The organism is Roseivirga sp., from assembly GCF_965216855.1.
Taxonomy (GTDB): domain Bacteria; phylum Bacteroidota; class Bacteroidia; order Cytophagales; family Cyclobacteriaceae; genus Roseivirga.
In genome coordinates this window covers 909,744-928,504 of the sequence record NZ_OZ244204.1, presented here as the reverse complement: position 1 = coordinate 928,504, position 18,761 = coordinate 909,744, and the positions used below count along the sequence as shown (strand labels likewise).

13 protein-coding genes are annotated in these 18,761 nt (G+C 43.0%); 1 reads left to right on the top strand and 12 read right to left on the bottom strand.

Going from position 1 to position 18,761, the window contains the following annotated elements; translation table 11 throughout:
* Positions 1-153: 153 nt before the first annotated feature.
* The 8 genes from priA to ACOOEY_RS04025 all read right to left on the bottom strand — a co-directional run bounded on the left by priA (position 154) and on the right by ACOOEY_RS04025 (position 10,570).
* Positions 154-2,670: a replication restart helicase PriA gene (priA, locus tag ACOOEY_RS04060; protein WP_420387393.1), complete on the bottom strand. Its 2,517-nt coding sequence runs from the start codon at positions 2,668-2,670 to the stop codon at positions 154-156.
* Between the two features lie 398 nt (positions 2,671-3,068).
* The gene (locus ACOOEY_RS04055) at positions 3,069-3,992 is read right to left on the bottom strand and encodes an IS3 family transposase (protein ID WP_420388627.1); all 924 of its coding nucleotides are present in this window, start codon (positions 3,990-3,992) and stop codon (positions 3,069-3,071) included.
* Positions 3,992-4,396 carry a hypothetical protein gene (locus ACOOEY_RS04050; RefSeq protein WP_420385706.1) on the bottom strand — a complete coding sequence of 135 codons (405 nt, stop codon included), beginning with the start codon at positions 4,394-4,396 and terminating at the stop codon, positions 3,992-3,994. The genes ACOOEY_RS04055 and ACOOEY_RS04050 overlap by 1 nt, the downstream gene beginning before the upstream one ends.
* Positions 4,397-5,072: 676 nt before the next feature.
* Positions 5,073-5,468 carry an endonuclease domain-containing protein gene (locus ACOOEY_RS04045; RefSeq protein WP_420387392.1) on the bottom strand — a complete coding sequence of 132 codons (396 nt, stop codon included), beginning with the start codon at positions 5,466-5,468 and terminating at the stop codon, positions 5,073-5,075.
* Positions 5,469-6,137: 669 nt separating this feature from the next.
* Positions 6,138-7,061, bottom strand: a complete 924-nt coding sequence (locus ACOOEY_RS04040; RefSeq protein ID WP_420388627.1) for an IS3 family transposase — start codon at positions 7,059-7,061, stop codon at positions 6,138-6,140.
* Positions 7,061-7,465 (bottom strand): hypothetical protein, encoded by a 405-nt coding sequence (locus tag ACOOEY_RS04035; RefSeq protein WP_420385706.1) that lies wholly within the window; start codon positions 7,463-7,465, stop codon positions 7,061-7,063. The genes ACOOEY_RS04040 and ACOOEY_RS04035 overlap by 1 nt, the downstream gene beginning before the upstream one ends.
* Positions 7,466-7,570: 105 nt before the next feature.
* Positions 7,571-9,604: a thioredoxin domain-containing protein gene (locus ACOOEY_RS04030; RefSeq protein WP_420387391.1), complete on the bottom strand. Its 2,034-nt coding sequence runs from the start codon at positions 9,602-9,604 to the stop codon at positions 7,571-7,573.
* A complete protein-coding gene (locus tag ACOOEY_RS04025) occupies positions 9,605-10,570 on the bottom strand; it encodes a GSCFA domain-containing protein (protein WP_420387390.1) in 966 nt (321 codons plus the stop codon).
* A 234-nt stretch (positions 10,571-10,804) separates the two neighbouring features.
* On the opposite strand from ACOOEY_RS04025, the gene ACOOEY_RS04020 reads away from it, so the two are divergent.
* Positions 10,805-11,113, top strand: a complete 309-nt coding sequence (locus ACOOEY_RS04020) for an isoamylase early set domain-containing protein (RefSeq protein ID WP_420387389.1) — start codon at positions 10,805-10,807, stop codon at positions 11,111-11,113.
* A gap of 200 nt (positions 11,114-11,313) precedes the next feature.
* On the opposite strand, the gene ACOOEY_RS04015 is transcribed toward ACOOEY_RS04020, so the two are convergent.
* The 4 genes from ACOOEY_RS04015 to ACOOEY_RS04000 form a co-directional block, all read right to left on the bottom strand.
* Positions 11,314-12,348, bottom strand: coding sequence for a hypothetical protein (locus ACOOEY_RS04015; protein ID WP_420387388.1), 1,035 nt, complete (start codon positions 12,346-12,348; stop codon positions 11,314-11,316).
* A gap of 387 nt (positions 12,349-12,735) precedes the next feature.
* A complete protein-coding gene (locus tag ACOOEY_RS04010; RefSeq protein WP_420387387.1) occupies positions 12,736-15,159 on the bottom strand; it encodes a DUF3536 domain-containing protein in 2,424 nt (807 codons plus the stop codon).
* A gap of 12 nt (positions 15,160-15,171) precedes the next feature.
* A complete protein-coding gene (gene glgB / locus ACOOEY_RS04005) occupies positions 15,172-17,130 on the bottom strand; it encodes a 1,4-alpha-glucan branching protein GlgB (RefSeq protein ID WP_420387386.1) in 1,959 nt (652 codons plus the stop codon).
* 2 nt (positions 17,131-17,132) lie between these two features.
* Positions 17,133-18,758, bottom strand: a complete 1,626-nt coding sequence (locus ACOOEY_RS04000; protein WP_420387385.1) for a hypothetical protein — start codon at positions 18,756-18,758, stop codon at positions 17,133-17,135.
* Between the last annotated feature and the right edge of the window lie 3 nt (positions 18,759-18,761).

Sequence of the window (18,761 nt, the reverse complement as noted above, 5' to 3'; positions counted from 1 at the left end):
GAACTTATGAATTCGGAATGGAAAGACTTGTTTAACGGCATTAAAGATTGGTGACCGTCATTGCGAGAAATGAAACCTGTGATAACAAGGTTTTATGACGAAGCAATCTTTCTGTTGTCTGCTACGGTAGCATGTTGAGAGGAGTTGATCTCTCTAATAAGGATCCACATCCACAACAACCTCAACAGACTTAAGGTCTTTTATCTTGAGTAACTCCAACTGCGCGTTTTTAATAAGGTCCTTAACTGCTTCCATTTTGTACTTCTTCTCAATCTTTAGAAAGACATCCATTAGAAACTTATCCCGGATCTTGTTAATCAAAGGTTCTTGTGGTCCCAGTACGCGGCTTCCTCCCATGTCTTCTTTAAGTATGTTGGCTAGCTTTTGCGCTGCTTCTTTTGTGAGCTTTTTGTCTTTACTCCGGATGAGCAGGTGAATCATTCGGGTGAAAGGAGGGTAGTGATACTTATTCCTTTCTGCCATTTCCCTACTATAGAAAGTATGATAGTCACCTTGCTGGATCAGTTCTATAATCCCCTGGTCCGGGTTCCTGCTCTGAATAATCACCTTTCCTTCGGTATCTCTTCTACCTGCCCTGCCACTAACTTGCGTTACCATTTGGAAAGCTCTCTCATAAGATCTGAAGTCAGGAAAATACAGCATTCTATCGATGTCGAAGACACCCACCAGGCTAACCCGATCAAAATCCAGTCCTTTGGAAACCATTTGTGTGCCTACCAGAATGTCTATTTCACCCTTTTCGAAATCATGGATGATATTTTGGTAGGCGTATTTGGCCCTTGTGGTTTCGAGGTCCATACGTTGTACCCTGGCTTTTGGGAACAACAGCTTGAGTTCTTCTTCTATTTTCTCTGTACCAATGCCCACTGTATGTACTTTGGTACTTCCGCAAGCAGGACAAACCAATGGCACAGCATCTTTATGCCCGCAGTAATGGCAGTTTAATTGATTTTTGTATTGATGATAGGTGAGACTTACTGAACAACGAGGACAATCGGGGATATAACCACAATCTTCGCAAGTGAGATAGTTAGAGTAGCCCCTTCTATTCTGGAAGATAATGGCCTGTTCTTTATTGTCTAAGACCTGTCCTATGGCTTCTATCAGTACAGAAGTGAATTCACCTACATTGGTCTTTCTTTTCTTTTCCTGAGTCAGGTTCGCCAGACTCATTTGGGGTAGACTGGCCTCATTGAAGCGCTGAAATAGTTCTACCAGGCCATATTTATTTTGTTGTGCATTGGTATAGCTTTCAAGCGATGGTGTAGCCGAGCCTAAAATGGTTTTGGCATTGTGGAGATGTGCCAGAAACAAGGCGACATCGCGGGCATGATATCTTGGTGCAGGATCGAACTGCTTGTAGCTGGTTTCATGCTCTTCATCTACAATCAGTAGCCCCAGGCTGCTGAACGGAAGGAATATGCTGCTTCGAACACCAACAATAAAGTCGAACCGCCCCTCCATCAGTCCATACCAAACCTCAACCCGTTCATTATCTGAAAATTTTGAATGGTAAACACCCATCCGGTCTCCAAATACTTTTTTCAGTCTATTGACAATTTGGGCTGTTAAAGCAATTTCCGGTAGTAGATAAAGTACTTGCTGACCGCTATCAAGAGCCTGTTGAATCAGGCTGATATAGATTTCTGTTTTGCCACTTCCGGTGATGCCATGAAGGAGTACGGTGGCCTTATCTTTGAAATGATCGAAGATGGCTGCCTGGGCTTGCTGCTGAATATCACTCAGCTCAATTTCAAGAGGTTCTTCCTGATTTTCTTCTTCAAAGCGGGAGATGATTTTCTCAAACTCTACCAGTATTTCATTCTTAACCAGCGTTTTTAGTGAGGAAGCTGATAAACCTGCATCCGTAAATGCTGATTTGGCTATCCCTGACTGGTTGAGCTGGGGTTGTTGGAATACAGGAACCTCCCGGAGATAGAATAGTAGCAGGTCAGATTGTTTCGGTTTCTTTTCCAGTTCCTGGAACAGTTCATCAAGCATGTCCTCCTGAGCCAGATAGTCTCCATGTAGCCTGATCTTCTTGATTTTTTTTGGCTTGTATCGCTCTTTCACCTCTTCATAGATGATGATCAATTCCTTTTGTACTAAAGATTTGATATAGCGATAAGCGCTTTTTAATTCGAGTACATCGGCAGCCTCCCGATAACTCAAGGCGTCCTTGTTTTCAAGGGCCGACAGTAAAATGACCTCTTTGTCGTCTAATGGTAAGTCCGTTTCATTCCAATCATAGTGCGGGTGCAACTGAATTTTCGACTCGCTACTGAGCTTGAGTCCTGATGGTAAAGCGGCATTCAATACCTCTCCGTAAGTACAGAGGTAGTAATTGCTCATCCACTTCATCATCCCGATCTGCTGTGTGGTGACCAAAGGTTCTGCATCGAGCACATCGAGAATCGGCTTAGCGGTGTAAACCTCAGGAGCTTTTTCGTGTACAGCATCTACCAGTCCGGTCACTACTTTCTGTCTTCCAAAAGAAACAATAACTCTGATTCCTGGCTTTACCAGTTCCAAAAACTCTGATGGTATTCTGTAGGTAAAGAGTTGAGGAATAGGCAGTGGCAGGGCTACATCTGCAAAGTAGGTGGCAGCTCCTTCAGGGGCATCAATATTGAGTTGAAGTGATGTCAAATGGTTATGCTGTATTCAAGTTTGAAGATATTAATTAATGCCTACTCAGCGATGGCAGAAGTAAAGAATGTTTCCCTTCAATCTACGAAGAGGACTTAGAGAAAGTATCTCTCTTCACGACCGAGGTAAAAGTACTACCTTTCAGTTTCGCACACTTTATCTCCCTTTAGGGTTGGGGTGAAAGCACTACCTATCAGTTCCGCATGCAGTAACTCCCTTTAGGGTCGGGGTAAAACACTTACTGATGGCACAATATTCCTATGCAAGATGAAGGCTGTGGATTCTCCCCCTAAATCCCCTAAAGGGGGACTTGGCTGCATCTGTCTGAAATAAGTGACTCGTCCTAAAATAAGTTTACAGATTTGACTTATAGTTTTCTAATGATAATACAATAATAGTTAATCCTGATATTGGTTTACAGTTGGTTTGTTATTTGGGTAATAGTTCTTCCACTTTCTTAATACTTCTATGTTCTTTGACTGGTGTATCTCTGAAGGGATCCTATTGTTAATACTCATATGAGGCCTTTCACTGTTATAAAGCCTTATGGTTTGCCTAAGTAGTTTTCTTGCTTGTTTAAGGCTGTTGACTTGGTAGTTTTCTAAGTATTCCCCTTTTATGATTCCGTTAATCCTCTCAGCTACAGCATTCTGTTTTGGGTCTCCGTTTTCTGTCATGCTGATTTTAACCTTGTGTCTTTTCAGAACCTTGACATACTCACCGCTGCAATATTGCAACCCTCTATCTGAGTGATGTATGAGGCCATTTAGAGAACCTGTTGCTTCCCGAATTGCCATCTTCAGTGCTTTGACCGATGCTGCTGCTTCCAGAGTTTTATCTACCCTAAAGCCTACTATCTTATGTGAGTATGCATCGGTAATAAAACTGATATACAGATATCCTATGGAGGTTTTCCAGTAGGTGATGTCGCTTACCCAAAGTTGGTTTACCGATAATGGGGCGAACTCCTTAATCAGGTTTGGATACTTGCGAAGCCAGTGAAAAGAGTTGGTAGTACGCATTCTGTTTTTCCTTCTTCTCACCAATAGGCTATTGGCCGCTAATAGATCGAAAAGGGCATCTCTACCCATTTTAATCTGATGATCAAGCATAAATGGTTCTAGGAGTTGGTATAACTTTCTGGTTCCTATACATGGGTGCCGTTTTCGGATCTGCATTACCTGCTTGACAACAAGCTCCTGTTCAAAGGTCTTCTCTTCCCAAAACCAGTAGTGCTGATAGTATGATTGCCTGGTCACACCAAATAACAAGCATAAACGCCCCAGAGCAATGCGTTGATGCCTTTCCTTTAAGGTGGTAATTACTTGGTGCCTGACTTTTTTCTAATCGGTATTTTTAGCTCCTTTTCTGCAATGTCGATCATCAACTCATAGCCTTCGGCCTTGAGTTTGGCCATTTCTAGCTGCTTTTCAAGTTCCTTGATCTTACGCTGAAGTTCTGCTGGGTCTTTATCGTCTGTAGGTTTGTTCAATGTGCCCATAGGTTGTCCAAATGAAGGTAACAGTATTTGTTGTCTTGACACAGCATCTTCAACATAACCTAACTTTCGCATCCAGTTCAATAACTGACCGTGTTCTTCATCTTGGCCGGTGTACTTCTTCCATATCTCTGCTTTACTCAAATCTCCTGAAAGGTACTCCTTAATCATTTCCTCACGCTCTATCCATGAAATTGAGCCTCCATGCCTAATCTTGTTTTTGTCCATTTTCTCTTAATAGGTTGGTGTAAACCTATTTCAGGACAAGACAAAGTGAAGCATAATTTTTGAAATGAATGCTGTAAGTTCTCTCAGGGTTTGATAAAGTGTTTCTTTTAAAGAGTAGGGTAAAAGGACTACCTCTCAGTTTCGCATACTCTATCTCCCTTTAGGGTCGGGGTAAAAGTACTGCCTATCAGTTCCGCATGCAGTAACTCCCTTTAGGGTCGGGGTAAAACACTTACTGCCGGCACAATATTTCTATGCAAGATGAAGGCTGTGGATTATTCCCCTAAATCCCCTAAAGGGGACTTGGCTGCATCTGTCTGAAATAAGTGACGCATAATTTTGAAATGAATGCTGTAAGTTCTCTCAGGGTTTGATAAAGTGTTTCTTTTAAAGGGTAGGGTAAAAGGACTACCTCTCAGTTTCGCATACTCTGTCTCCCTTTAGGGTCGGGGTAAAAGCACTACTTCCCAGCCTCGCACACTTGTAACTCCCTTTAGGGTTGGGGTAAAATACTTACTGATGGCACAATATTCCTATGCAAGATGAAGACTGTGGATTATTCCCCTAAATCCCATCATCGCTTTCGCGATGGTTCAACGGAGTAAAGAAGTGGACTTGACATCATCGGTAAGGGTTCGGTTTAGGTGTGGGAGGAATTTGTGCTTGAATTCAGGATTTAAGCGTTTGCTGATTTGCTCTGTATTACGTCAGTACACAGCGATTCTATTTGCATTAAGACTGAATCTATCGAGTCATCAATTTCGTCATTGGTGAATCTGATGACCTGAACACCGAGTTGTTCAAGGTGAGAAGTTCTAGCCTGGTCATATTCAAACTGGTCGGATTGGCTGTGATTTGGGCCATCGATTTCAATGACTAACCTCAACTTGTGACAATAAAAATCGGCAATGTATGAGGCCATTGGATGTTGAGCTTTGAACCTGAGTCCCTTCATACGGTTCAATCGAAGCTTTTCCCACAGTTTCTTTTCTTGAGTAGTCATATTATTCCTTAATCGCTTAGCTCTTTCAAAAATGATTGGAGTGGCCCCATAGAACATAGACTTTTTCATAATTATATTTTTATAGAGTAATTATATATAAAAATAATAATATTAGGCCAAAGTGAGACTAGTAGTTACTCGGATATAAACCTCTGTATTCTTCTCTGCCCGGGATAAAAGGTCTACTTCTTAGTTTCTAAAACTCTATCTCCCTTTAGGGCCGTAGTAAAAGCACTAACTCACAGTCTAGCAAGCCGTATCGTATCTCCCTTCAGGGCCGGGGTAAAAACACTACCTCACAGTCCCGCACACCGTATCTCCCTTTAGGGCTGGGGTAAAAGCACTACCTCACAGTCTTGCACACTCTATCTCCCTTTAAGGTTGAGGTAAAAGCATTACCTCACAGTCTCGCACACAATAACTCCCTTCAGGGCCGGGGTAAAAGCACTACCTCACAGTCTCGCACACAATAACTCCCTTCAGGGCTGGGGCAAAAGCACTGCCTCACAGTCTCGCACACAATAACTCTCTTCAGGGCCGGGGCAAAAGCACTATCTCACAGTCTCGCACACAATAACTCCCTTCAGGGCCGGGGCAAAAGCACTACCTCACAGTCTCGCACACCGTATCTCCCTTCAGGGCTGGGGCAAAAACACTACCTCACAGTCTTGCACTGACTCGTCCTAAAATAAGTTTACAGATTTGACTTATAGTTTTCTAATGATAATACAATAATAGTTAATCCTGATATTGGTTTACAGTTGGTTTGTTATTTGGGTAATAGTTCTTCCACTTTCTTAATACTTCTATGTTCTTTGACTGGTGTATCTCTGAAGGGATCCTATTGTTAATACTCATATGAGGCCTTTCACTGTTATAAAGCCTTATGGTTTGCCTAAGTAGTTTTCTTGCTTGTTTAAGGCTGTTGACTTGGTAGTTTTCTAAGTATTCCCCTTTTATGATTCCGTTAATCCTCTCAGCTACAGCATTCTGTTTTGGGTCTCCGTTTTCTGTCATGCTGATTTTAACCTTGTGTCTTTTCAGAACCTTGACATACTCACCGCTGCAATATTGCAACCCTCTATCTGAGTGATGTATGAGGCCATTTAGAGAACCTGTTGCTTCCCGAATTGCCATCTTCAGTGCTTTGACCGATGCTGCTGCTTCCAGAGTTTTATCTACCCTAAAGCCTACTATCTTATGTGAGTATGCATCGGTAATAAAACTGATATACAGATATCCTATGGAGGTTTTCCAGTAGGTGATGTCGCTTACCCAAAGTTGGTTTACCGATAATGGGGCGAACTCCTTAATCAGGTTTGGATACTTGCGAAGCCAGTGAAAAGAGTTGGTAGTACGCATTCTGTTTTTCCTTCTTCTCACCAATAGGCTATTGGCCGCTAATAGATCGAAAAGGGCATCTCTACCCATTTTAATCTGATGATCAAGCATAAATGGTTCTAGGAGTTGGTATAACTTTCTGGTTCCTATACATGGGTGCCGTTTTCGGATCTGCATTACCTGCTTGACAACAAGCTCCTGTTCAAAGGTCTTCTCTTCCCAAAACCAGTAGTGCTGATAGTATGATTGCCTGGTCACACCAAATAACAAGCATAAACGCCCCAGAGCAATGCGTTGATGCCTTTCCTTTAAGGTGGTAATTACTTGGTGCCTGACTTTTTTCTAATCGGTATTTTTAGCTCCTTTTCTGCAATGTCGATCATCAACTCATAGCCTTCGGCCTTGAGTTTGGCCATTTCTAGCTGCTTTTCAAGTTCCTTGATCTTACGCTGAAGTTCTGCTGGGTCTTTATCGTCTGTAGGTTTGTTCAATGTGCCCATAGGTTGTCCAAATGAAGGTAACAGTATTTGTTGTCTTGACACAGCATCTTCAACATAACCTAACTTTCGCATCCAGTTCAATAACTGACCGTGTTCTTCATCTTGGCCGGTGTACTTCTTCCATATCTCTGCTTTACTCAAATCTCCTGAAAGGTACTCCTTAATCATTTCCTCACGCTCTATCCATGAAATTGAGCCTCCATGCCTAATCTTGTTTTTGTCCATTTTCTCTTAATAGGTTGGTGTAAACCTATTTCAGGACAAGACACACACTCTATCTCCCTTTAGGGTCGGGGTAAACCCTGATTCTACGCTTAGTACTAGTGGGGATCAATTCTTCACCTGCCCAAACACCTCATCCACCGTATGCACTGGTAATTGGCAGGCCTGATTAAAGCAAAGAAAGAAGGTGGATTGAGCATCAATCACATCTCTGCCTTCTAATAAGTCCAATTTGGATGATGAACCTGGTAACTTTCCGGCTACCACCTTATTGGGTAAGTAATCCCTGTGGAGTGAATGAAGATCATCTTTGGCCTCTGTAATCATAACCACCTCTGCGGTAGGATAGGTGTGAAGGGCATAGAGTGAGGCCCAGTTGGCCAGATCTTGAGGAGCCAGCATCAATACCCTGTTCATTCTGTCAGTCATGTCTTCCGCTGCCTGGACGTATTCATGATGACTCAGCAAGTGTCCAAGGGTTTTGAGGTTGGTGGCCATCATGGAATTGGATGAAGGAATCACATTGTCAAAGATTTCTTTCTTACGGGCAATCAATTCTTCAGAAGTTGAGGAAGTATAAAAGAACAGACCTTCATTCTCATCATAGAATTCTTTCAAAGCAATTTTCATGAGGTCATTGGCGAGAAAGAGCCAGTCTTCTTTGAAAGTCACCTGGTAAAGCCTGGTATATCCATCGATGATTGCTGCATAATCTTCGAGGTAAGCCGGAATAGAAGCTTTGCCATTCTTGAAATTTCTGAACAGATGCTTTTCATTATCCATCATATGCTTTTTGATGAATTCAGCATTGTTGAGAGCCAGGTTTAAGAACTTATCTTCTCCAAAGGTAGCGTAGGCATCACATAATCCGGAAAGCATTAATCCATTCCAACCACTTAATATTTTGTCGTCCAGTCCTGGTCTGACTCTCCTGCTTCTTGCATCCAGCAGCTTCACTTGGGTTGCCCTGACAATGTCTTGCAATTCATCGACTTCCAAATCATGGTCCTGAGCGAATTGCTCATCAGTACCTGACCGGAAAGGGATGTTCTTGCCCGGCTCCCAGTTACCTGAGGTAATGTTATAGTAGTCCAGCATTAATTCAGCATCAGGGCCTAGTAGCTCATAAAACTCCTGAACAGTCCATAGATAAAACTTGCCTTCTTCTCCTTCGCTGTCAGCATCGAGTGCTGAGTAAAAACCTCCTTCTTCTGAGGTCATTTCTCTTTCCAGCCAGTCTACAGTCTGGAATACTGTTTCCCGATAAAGCTCCTTGCCTGTTGCTTGAAAGGCATGGGTGTATAAACTAACCAATTGACCATTGTCATACAGCATCTTCTCAAAATGAGGGACAAACCAGTCCATGTCGGTAGAGTAACGGGTAAAGCCACCACCTACCTGATCATAGATACCTCCAAGGGCCATATGGTCCAGCGTTCTTTCCACATGTTCCAGTGCCTGCTGATTGTTGTTAATATGGGCTTCTTTCAGTAAGAATTCATAAACCACAGGCATGGGAAACTTAGGAGCTCTTTTATTACCGCCCTTTTGTAAATCGAAATTCTCTGCAAACTTCAGATACATTTCGTGTACAGCTTCTTTCTTGAATGCATTCCCCTGACCTACGAGTCCATATTTCTCAACTTCGCTTCTGCTCAGTGTATTCATAAAGCCATCGGCTGATTTGGCCAGCTCATTATATTGTTTCTGAAATGCTTTGCTTACCTGTATGCATAATTGAGCCCAGCCTTTAGGAGGAAAGTAGGTGCCTCCATAGAATGGTCTCTGGTCCGGGAGGAGAAATACGTTCAGGGGCCATCCACCTTGTAGGCCCATGGCATGGACAGCTTCCATGTAGACCTGATCTACATCCGGTCTTTCCTCGCGATCTACCTTAATGCACACGAAATGCTCATTCATAATGGCAGCAATGTCTTCATTCTCGAAGCTTTCTCTTTCCATTACATGACACCAATGACAAGCCGAATAGCCAATACTCACAATAATGGGCTTGTTATCAGTTTTGGCTTTCTGCAAAGCTTCTTCACCCCATGGATACCAGTCCACGGGATTATGCGCATGCTGTAACAGGTAAGGAGAGGAGGCCGAGGCCAGACGATTCGTATGCTTGGTGGATGTCATTTATTTCAGTTGCTTTTTGATTTGAGCTATTTCCTTGTCCAGTGGAATTTGCTTATTCAGGTTTTTCAGTTGACTCAGTGTTTTCTGTAAGAACTTCTGATGTGCTCCTGATTTGGGATTAAAGGGCTTATGCTCCAATGCCTGTTTCAGCTTGGTCCACTGACCTAGTAGTTCTTTATCTTCAATAAAAGTATCAATGAATTTCTCCCAGATATAGTCAATCGCCTGCTCATTGGGATGGATCAGGTCCTTCTCGTAAAAGCGATAATCTCTGAGGTCATCCATCATGATTTCATAGGCAGGAAAGTAGTGCACATCTTCCGCCATATCTTCCATGTAGTAGCAGGCTGTTCTTAAAACCGATTTACTTACGGCATTAAGTTTCAATGTATCACGCTTATGGCGAACAGGGCTAACGGTAAGTACAAACTGCACATTTGGATTATGCTGATTGATGATTTCTTTCAGATTGAAGAAAGCCGGTACAATCTCTTCAGTAGCAACAAGCCTCTTGTTGAATTCTTTTTGAGGCACCTTGTGGCAATTGGCTACCAACATATGAGACTTTTGCTGCTCATATACCCAGGCTGTACCAAGCGTAATGAAGATAAAGTTGGCCTGCTTGACTTGCCTGCTTACTTCATCGAGCGCCTTTTCCATTCTTTTGTGTAGTGTGTCTTTGGTCCTGGCCCTAAAGGAAGAGTGGAATTTATAGTTCAGGTAGTAGCCATCTCTTTTGATGGTAGCATGTTCCAGTACTTCATTGCGTTCCAGTGATAATTCAAGCAGCTCAACAATGGACAGCGGATTGAAGATGGTACCGAAGGGATTAACAGTAGTTGAAAACCTGGACTGTTGAAGTCTTTCGCCAATACTGTCGGAGAAACAGGAACCCAGCGTTAGAATTTTCGACTTATAGTTAATCTTAACCGGGCTGTTTTGCGCTTCAATTTCCGTTCTGAACATATTCAAAGATAAAGTTTTATTATGGCCTTCCTCTCTTAAATCAGTCTGCATGAAGAAGGTTCAAATTCTGAAAAGTGCCAATGCATGAAAAACAAACGTTTGTTATGTTGAAGTCTTTGAAATAGAGAGACTTATATGGCTATTTCGTATGCAAACGTTTCACTACTTTTTTTGATTGAATACTTGTTGAAGCTTGGAATTGTCTGAACATTTGTATCGTAAACTATTTCAAAAATGAGCATTAAAAAGCAGTTCTTAAAAACAAAGCCAGCAGCTAACGTAACTTTTCAGTTTCCTGCTGAAGCTGCCGATGGAGCGAACAAAGTAAACCTGGTAGGTGAATTCAATGACTGGGATACTTCTGCTATTGAAATGAAGAAATTAAAAAGCGGTGACTTCAAAGCTACCGTGAAACTTGAAACTGGTAAGGAATATCAGTTCAGATATTTGATCGATGGTCAGACTTGGGAAAACGACTGGGAAGCAGATGCTTACGTCCCTAACCAATTGACTTTCGAAGACAATTCAGTCGTAGAGCTTTAAGATATTTAGGACTTTCCATAGGTGAGTTCTCGTTTGAGACGGGCGGTTATTGGAAACAATACCGCCTTTTTTTGTGGTTAAGATTTGAGGTCACTGTTCAACAAACCTCCCGTCTCCAAAGGCAGTATCAATTCTATCGCAACTTGGGTGGGACAAGCTTTTCCACCATCAGTTACATTATGTAGCTCTTGTTGTGATCTCTACTTTTGCTTGAGAGCTTTGAGTTCCTTCTCAAGTTGTTCAATTTTGACTTGTTGGGCCTGATTTTGCTTGTTCTGTTCGATAAGATACAGCGTAAGCTCCTCAATCTTTTGAAGAAGTTTTGCGTCTATCTCCCCCAAATTGATTCCTTTCTCAATTACTTCTGATTCACTTGGAATCCCTGGGAGGTGACCTTTCTCGGCAATGTGTGTCTCAATCTCCTGAAGAGTTGGGAGTTGATAATTGTTCTGAAAAACAAAGTCAGGCCAATCATTGATATCCACTTTGATTTTTTTAGCGTGAATAGTTCCATTAACTGAAAGTTCTTTATCAGGTGTGGTCGTGCCAATACCAACTCGTCCACCTCCAGTTATAGTCAGTACAGTTCTTTGACTGGTAAGATCGCTCGCATCATGAATTCTAAATTGAAGATAACTGTTGTCTGGGGCCGCAGCATGATTTGAATAGATAGAGTGATACCTAATGTCTGGGTTATCGTATCTCCCGATGCGAATTTGCTCTACGAGAGAGTTATAACTTGCATTTCCAACCAAGAACATACCATTGTTTACATGAAATTTTGCTTTTGGATTCGTAGTTCCTACACCAATATAGCCACCACTAGCGATAGTCATTCTAGTTCCATCAAGCCCTTTTTCTATGAGGTCTAATGACGAATTCACTCCAACACTTCTAACACTAAATCCCCATCCTCTTGCTCCAATGTTTTCATTAGCTACTCCCAGATATAACCCAATATCTCCACTGTTAGCAAAGGAAGTTATGGAACCAAACGAATATGCCGTTCCTGAACCTGTATAGCTATTCACCTGAAGTTTTGAGAGTGGGTTGGCACTTCCTATCCCAACATTGTCGGTAGTCGTAAGGTTATTTCCATTATCTGTCCATTGAGCTTTTGCAGAAGATACCATTAAGATTAAGATAATGGCAAATAGGTTTTTTTTCATAACACGGTGTTTAAAGTTCATAAATTGATCATAATGTTCTGTAAGTGCTACTAGCGTAGTGGTCATTTTATTAGTTAGCCGAAACTTCTTTATGCCTTACCAAAAGGTTGCCCATATGAATTTCCAGAAATACACAGAAGTTATTAAAAGAGGTGGTGTGTTTTTCTATCTTAAGAAAGCGGATTAGGAGCATATTTGCAAGAAAGCCCCCATCTCCTGTCTTCCCCCGTAGGAGGAAGATGATAAATTGTGCTAGCGTGTTGTGCTTTTGTCGGAATTGAGTGATGTTGTGCTGTCCCTCTTCTCTGTGAGGGATGAAAGGGTGGGATAGGACTACTCTAATTTCTTTTGGCAAGCTTAAATGCTCCGCCCCTCGGACACCTAACTCCTTTGAAAAGGGGGGATGGCTCGTGCAATTACTCAAGCTTCGACTGTCCATTAGGACTTCCAGTCCTAAGAAACTACCTGCTGCTTCAAATAGGAAAGATCAATATTGATTTCCCTCGCTATCTCCTCTAAGGTTTCAACCACCTTCTGATTGCCATCTATCGGAGCTTTACTTCGCGATATCATAGACTTACTCAACTCAAAGACACTGTTCTGTAAGTTGACTAATATCGGATTGAGGTTTACCTTCTTAAAAAGCTGTATGGTGGCCAGAATGTCGTCCAGGATATGGTGAAGAGAATTGTCGGCCAGAAACTCCTTGAACATGGCATCCAGTTTGTCATTTAAGCGAGCGTTCAACAGGTCTTTGTTGAGTTTAATATCCCACTTGATCACTTCATCGCAGAGTTCATCCATCTTCTGAATACTGAAGTGACCGTTAGCTAGCAGATCCTTAAACTCAATGTTAATGACGTCCTCAATGTTCTGCTTAAGCGTTGGTGGTATTTGAAGGTTTTCTACCTTCATCACATTCATGATGTTATAGTTTCTGTCGTAAATCTTACGATAGGAGTCATATGCCAGCTCTTCACTCTGGGCCAGGTATTGGTTGACCAGTTTCATCTGCTCGTCTTTGAACATACCAAAGAAAGAGAAGGTATGGGCCTTAAAGCTCTCTTTGATAATATCCACTACCATCGCCACATTACTCTGCTCAAAGGCTTTATTAAGTGCACTGGAAATCGGCTCGAACTGCTTGGTTGAGAGTCTTTCAGAGGTCCCGCCAATGAGGTGATGCTGTCCTAAATAGAGCACCACAAAGCTGAATTCCTTATTGGAGGTAGTTACCTTCGATTTTACCTTGGTAGTACCATAGGCCAGCTTTTGCATGCCGGCACTTTTCCGCTCAAAGAAGATACTGTTGCAGTCATAATTGAGTACCGTTAAGCTTTGGGGATTGTCTGCAAACAGAGAGGCCACTGCATAGTGCATACCTACCTGAGTCAGCGATAACTGATAGGGCTTAATGTGTTTGAGGTAAATATCCTTACCAGTGCCCTCGCTGGTTCTGTTACTTTCTCCCTCGCTAAGGTCTTGCAGGAACTGACTTTCAAACTCGTATTCAGACTCACTTTCGCCCAGCTGAATAGCCCGGCAGGCGTATTGAAGAATTTGCAACGTCTCGATTCCTGAAATGTCATTGAAGAACCAGCCGCAGCTCGTGTACATCAGCATGGCATTGCGTTGCATTTCCAGCATTCGCATCACATGTGTACGTTCCTCATCATTCAGTTTTCGGGTTATGTGCTTGCGGAGGAACTTGTTCAGGTTCGGTTTCGACCTGTCCAGAATGACATCGATATAATCATTTCGCATGGCCCAGGGGTCCTTCACATAGGCGGCCATTCCCTTCTCAAATATCTCAATGGTGGTGTTTCTGGCATTATCGAGAGCCGTTCTCAGCGGACCTCTCCACTTCTGATTCCAATGGCCTTCTCCACCGGTATGACATCCACAATTGGAACGCCAGCGTTCCACTCCATGGGCACAACTCCAGGAGCTGTCCTCGTGTATCTCTACCTCGTATTCAGGCTCAAACATGGACAGGTATTGTCCATAGTTCGTGAGCTGAGTGAGTTTGTTTTCTTCAATATATCTCAGGCAATAGGCCAGGGCCATGTCTCCATTCTTATGGTGGTGGCCGTAACTTTCACCGTCAGTCGCAATATGAACGAACTCCCTGCCATTGTCGGAGCGATAGCCCTCCATCAGATCATGGGCAAATGCTTTTCCGTTTTGAAGGACTCCCTTGAAGGCTACATTCTGTGAACGTTCACCATCATAGAAGAACAGAGCGATGCTTTTACCATTAGGCAGCTTGTATCGGTAGTGCTTGTTGGGATCAATACCATTGGTCCACTCTTCATCACCGATTTTTCTGAACCTGGCGGCCTGACTGGGTGCGAGCAGTGTGAATTTAATACCATGCTTAGCCATTAATTCCAGTGACTCTGTATCAACAGCAGCTTCTCCCAGCCACATGCCTTCCGGGTCGCGACCGAAGCGTTTCTTAAAGTCGACAATACCCCAGATGATTTGAGTCTCCTTGTCTCTGCGATTGGCTAAAGGCATAATCATATGATTATAAACCTGAGCCATAGCTGAGCCATGTCCACCGAAATTCTTCAGACTTTCTTTGTCTGAATCGAGAATAGCCTGATAGGTGATAGGAGCGTGTTGCTCCATCCATGACAGAAGGGTAGGACCGAAGTTGAAACTGATCTTGGAGTAGTTGTTAACGATATCGATGATTTTGCCATCATCGTTCAATACCCTTGAAAAGGCATTGGGATAGTAACACTCTCTGGTGATCCTTTCATTCCAGTCGTGATATGGAAATGCACTGGGTTGAATTTCGATTTTTTCGAGCCATGCATTTTCTCTAGGGGGCTGATAAAAGTGCCCGTGAATACATAAATATCTTTCCATGCAGATTAAAACCTACTTCTTGGCCTTAGCCTTAGCCGGAGCTTTTTTGGCCGGTTTGGCTGGCGTTTGCTTCAAAATAATTACCGACAGTGGAGGCAGGGTTAACTCCAGTGAATTCGGTCTTCCATGGTGAGGTTGCGCCAGCGATTTGATCTTACCTGCGTTGGTGACTCCACTTCCCCAGAAATCTTTACGATCTGTGTTGAAGACTTCTTCCCAGGTTCCGCCATTAATACCAATCTGGTATTTCTCGCGCACAACAGGCGTGAAATTACAGATTACTGCGAGGTTATCTTCTTCATTTTTGCCTTTTCTGATAAAGCTGATCACTGAATTCTGATAGTCATTCAGCTCAATCCATTCAAAGCCTTCGGCAGTGAATGAATTCTCAAACAGAGCAGGTTCTGATTTATACAGTTCGTTCAGAGCTTTGGTGAGTGCTTTCATACCCTGATGTGGCTCAAAGTCAAGTAAGTGCCAGTCAACAGAATAGTCGTGTTTCCACTCGGAAGTCTGGGCAATTTCACCACCCATAAATACCAGTTTGGTGCCTGGGTGAGTGTACATGTAGGCGTATAGCAACCTTAGATTGGCAAATCGTTGCCATTCATCGCCAGGCATACGGTCCATCAATGGGCCTTTACCATGAACCACCTCATCGTGTGAAAGTGGGAGCATAAAGTTTTCGGTAAAGGCATAGTTCAAACTGAAGGTGATATTATTCTGATGGTATTGTCTGTAGAAAGGGTCCTTTTTAAAGTACTCCAGTGTATCGTGCATCCAGCCCATCATCCACTTCATGCCAAACCCTAATCCGCCAACATAAGTGGGACGTGAAACGGCCGGCCAGGCAGTTGATTCTTCAGCAATGGTCTGGACTCCTTCAAATGAAGTATAGACATACTCATTGAGTTCTTTGAGGAAGGAAATGGCTTCGAGATTTTCGCGACCACCATACTGGTTAGGAATCCATTCACCTTCTTTTCTGGAATAATCCAGATAAAGCATAGAGGCCACGGCATCAACCCTTAGACCATCGGCATGACAGATGTCGAGCCAAAAGGCGGCACTACTGATGAGGAACGCTCTTACTTCATTTCTTCCATAGTTGAAGATGTAAGAGCTCCAGTCGGGGTGATAGCCCTGACGTGGGTCTTCATGTTCGTAGAGGTGTGTACCATCGAAGTTGTAAATACCGTGAGCATCGTTAGGGAAGTGGGAAGGTACCCAATCCAGAATTACTCCGATTTCAGCCTTATGGAAAGCATCCATCATCGCCATAAAGTCATCCGGTGTTCCAAACCTGGAGGTAGGAGCGAAGTATCCCGTACACTGGTAGCCCCATGATCCAAAGAAAGGGTGTTCCATAACCGGAAGGAACTCTACATGGGTATAGCCCATGTCTTTGATATAAGCCACCAGCTCCTTAGCCAGCTCTTTGTAAGAAAGTGATTCGCCATTGGCCTTTCTCTTCCATGAACCCAGGTGAACCTCGTAGACAGAGAAAGGTTGATTAAGTGCATTCTTCTCCTTGCGTTTCTTCAACCATTGGCTGTCTTTCCATTTGTATTTATTCTCCCAAATAATTGAGGCGGTCTTAGGCGGAACCTCCCAATACATGGCAAAAGGATCGCCTTTTTCCAGAACCTGTCCGTAGTTGTTGGAATGTATCTTATACTTATAAACTGTGCCATGGCCAAGATCTTCCACAAAGCCTTCCCAAATGCCCGTGCCATCCCAACGTGGATAAAGCTCATAGCCTTCGCCATTCCAGTCGTTAAAGTCGCCCATTACCTGAACTTTATTGGCATTGGGAGCCCAAACAGCAAACAGAGTCCCTTTTTTGCCCTCCAATTCTGTTACATGAGAGCCGAGCTTTTCATATAGTTTGAAGTGCTTTCCTGATTTGAAAAGGTCACTGTCGAAATCTGTAAATAATGAATGGGAGCTGACGTATTGATGTTCTTCCATGGTTATTCTTCTAATATTTGTTTAATACCGGTAAGTGGAATAATGACCCAATCCGGTCTGGCTTTCAATTCATAGCCAATTTCATACACTGCTTTTTCAAGCAGGTGATATTTTAATAAGTATCTGATCTCGGATTCATATCCGATATCCAGGTTATTAGCCATAGCTGTTTTAACATACTTATTGAGGAAAACAGCCGCAATGGCCCGGTAATATTTTTCTCCAGCCTCGAACAGTTCTTCTCTGGATAACTTGTGTTTGATCTTATCGTCAAAGATGACGGCATAAACACCATAGTGGAAGGAGCGTAACATACCGGCTACATCCTTCAACGGAGTTTGTTTTACTTTCCTATCACGAATGGTACTCTCGGGCTCTCCTTCATAGTCGATAATGTAGAAGTCCTGATCTTCAGTCATTAGGATTTGTCCCAGGTGAAGGTCACCATGAATCCTGATGCGGCTGGAGTTAAGTTCGGTTTCATCAAAGGCCAGAAACCTGGTTGTGATCTCTTCTCTGGAGGAAACAAACATTTCGGCATACTCCTTGGCCAGACCATTGAGCTTACTGATGTTCTCTTCCACCAGGATAAAGCGGGCATTCAGCTGATAGATAATTCTATTCTTCAGCCAGACCGTGTAATCGCCATTAAAGGCAATCGGATTAAATTTTGTGTCAACCTTATTGCTGAAAAGGGCAATGTGCATTTGCGCCACCCGAAGTGCCATACGCTCTACACTTGCCAGTACATCGTCACCAATAAGCAGTCGGAAATCTGACTTGAGGCTTTCCGGGCCCTTTAAGTCGAAGTTCTTAATGTCCTGAATATCGGCCGGATCGATATCTGTGGCCTGGATACGCTCAAAATAGCCCTTCATCATATCTAGAGTATGATTCCAGGCTTCTCCAATGTTATCGATGCGTTCCTGCATGATGCCGATGGAGATAGTGGCGTACTCATTTTTAATCCAGCTTACACTGCCGGCATAGCCCGGGCTATGGTTGAAATTGCTGCCATCAGAAAGGAATTTAGTCAATTCCAGATCTGGGTTAGTATCCTGAAAAAGTCTTCGGTAGGCCTTGAAGAAATATCGGCCATTGTATTCAATGGAGGTATTGCTTTGGTCGAAGCCCAGAATTCGGGATGACTCATAGGCCGGACTGGAGCGGAGCACCTTGCCTCGTTCAAAAAGCATCTTTGTATTTCCGTCACTCACAGTCTTTTGAGAGATCATCTGATTGTAAAGCGCTTTTCTGAAAGGTTCATAGTAGAGAGCATCGATTAAGATGCCTTTTTCTTCACCCAGAGACATCTTCTTGATCTTACCTTTAGCGTCATCGATTTTGGTGCTTTCATCGATAAAGGCCAAAGTCATGAAGTAATACTCTGTAAACCCTGCTTCGAAGTTGATTTCCAGCGTAATGAAGTAGGCCGTTTCATTTTCTTTAATCTGAAACGGCATATACATTTCTATCCGATAGGTTTTCGCCTTTTGGGTTTTGGCCGCATACCATCGGGTATCCATCATGTATTTGGGAAGTACCTCATTGCTGAGTTTAAGCCTGAAGGTTTCGTCTTCAAACTTAGTTACCCATGACTGATCGCGTTTCTTGGTTGAATTGGCCATAGT